The organism is Desulfovibrio sp. TomC, from assembly GCF_000801335.2.
GTDB lineage: Bacteria > Desulfobacterota > Desulfovibrionia > Desulfovibrionales > Desulfovibrionaceae > Solidesulfovibrio.
Genome location: NZ_JSEH01000061.1, coordinates 1 through 1,898, shown reverse-complemented (window position 1 = coordinate 1,898; position 1,898 = coordinate 1). Strand labels below are relative to the sequence as shown.

The 1,898-nt window shown below is 54.0% G+C and carries 2 protein-coding genes; both read right to left on the bottom strand.

The window, feature by feature from the left end; all coding sequences use genetic code 11:
- Window positions 1–37: 37 nt before the first annotated feature.
- Window positions 38–1,189 (bottom strand): DUF2235 domain-containing protein, encoded by a 1,152-nt coding sequence (locus tag NY78_RS21495; protein WP_053062318.1) that lies wholly within the window; start codon window positions 1,187–1,189, stop codon window positions 38–40.
- Window positions 1,190–1,329: 140 nt separating this feature from the next.
- On the bottom strand, window positions 1,330–1,617 hold the full coding sequence (locus NY78_RS25955; RefSeq protein WP_156181144.1) for a transposase: 288 nt from the start codon (window positions 1,615–1,617) through the stop codon (window positions 1,330–1,332).
- Between the last annotated feature and the right edge of the window lie 281 nt (window positions 1,618–1,898).

The window sequence follows — 1,898 nt, the reverse complement described above, 5'->3', positions numbered from 1 at the left end:
GCCTCTTTGTTGTGCGGGGAGTCGGCCGAGCCTCTCGTTACGGAGCAACGTCTCCCAACGCTTGGGGGTTATAAACTACGGTCTGACCTGACGGCAGCAACGTCACGGACTGGTTCAGGCGATCTTTGATACTGGCGGCGATCTTCAGGTTATGCTCAGGCGGCAGTGTGCGCGGGGCATGGGGCAGAGTGCGCCAGACGCCTTCCGTCCAGGGTTGATGCGATGGGCCAAGTGGATTGGCCGGGGCTAGGCACCAGTTGGATCGACATTCGGGTCTAAAAATTACGCCGCAAGTGCCAAGTTGGGTAAGCATCCAGTCCAGGGCAATATTGGAGAGGTCGCTTTCGTTATTCGACGTATTATAGCCGCCGCCGACGTCAGCATGGGCACCGGCAAAAAGCATCTGCGTGATGCGACTGTCATCTTTCCACAGGGTCGGGGTGAAATCTACGCGCTCCTCATCCACTGACACGGCGTGAAAGCCATGTTTGACCTGGGAGCTCAAGACACAGTCATCGAATTCGAAAAGGTTGTAGCGTGTGTCGCGTTGCAGATTATAAACAGGAATGCCGAGGGCTCCAACGGTATCCCACACCCCGACAGCTTCGATGGGGACCGATCCCCCCCCTGTTGTTTTGTCGTGGATCAGGTGAGAAAATATCCGTGGAAACCAGTCGAAGATCCTATCCATGCCATGGCCCTTGGCCTGTCTGCGGTAGCGGTTCCAAGCATTTACGGCGGCTATATAGGCTTCCATTTGGTTGGACATGGTGACCTCGGACGCATCAAGGAGGCCACAGGCGGCAATGAATCCGGCAAGTGCCCGTACAGTATAGGCGCCACGACTGAAACCAACCAGGATAATTTTGTCGCCGGGGGTGTAGTTTCTGGACAGGAAGGTAAAGCCACGGATAATTCTGGTTATAAGTCCGGAGCCAAAGACACCGCCAAGCGCTTTGACGAGCGGATTGTTGGAGTCGCCAACACCATGGAGATATTTGGCAACGGTCTTGGTTGCGTCATCCACCCGTTCCTGTTCGTTTTGCAGAATCAAAGAGTCTGGGGAATCATTGCCCGGCAGACAACAAAACAGTTTGAAAACATTGGTTGCATCAGGAAGGTTGTCGCCATCGGTGTCGCCTGTTGGTCCATTCCACGTTCCGTCGGCGCAAAAAAGGATTCTCTTCATGATTTCTCCTTTGGTGACAGATTGGGGATCGTAAACCTGTTTCTAGATATTGGTATTTTGCTTTTCGCCACGAAGTCAAGGCAATGCGTATTTATTGTTCTCTGAAATGATTTCACATGGTTAGGTCGTGTAGCGTTCAATCATAATGGAATCTTACACAATTCCGGGCCAAACGGTTCATTCTCCACGAGATGGTCACGCGCATGATCTGATTTCTCAGCCCCCGAAGTTTGGAAGTATACACCACATGGTCGTTCGCTTGCGCAGCCGTTTAACCTCCTTCGGTTACAAACTTCCTCAATCGGAATATAAGATTTGGGTGCGGCATCGTGCTTTCTGGCCACAAAAACAACGCTCACGCCCGGCAAGAGTGACTCCTCGACGATGCGCAGTTTCTCAGCCAAGGGCCAATGTCGCCGCTCGACCATGTTCGCGACCTCGATCACGGCGAATGCGTGAGCACTCTGCCTGGACATACCTCCAGCCGGCCACGTCGGCTGGAGGAGGTGGCCAGTCGATACGGGGGCTACTCCAGCTGGCGGATGTGTCCGGTTGAAATGGGCAACTCTGGCACTTGAGGTCCACCCGTAGGCTTAGCCCACCTCTAATATTTGCACACCGGCCGTGAAGTCTGCTTATTCCACTGTTGACGCCGCTGGCAAAGACGGCCAAAAACCTGTGGCGGTCGTGAACCCTAACACGTCGCGGC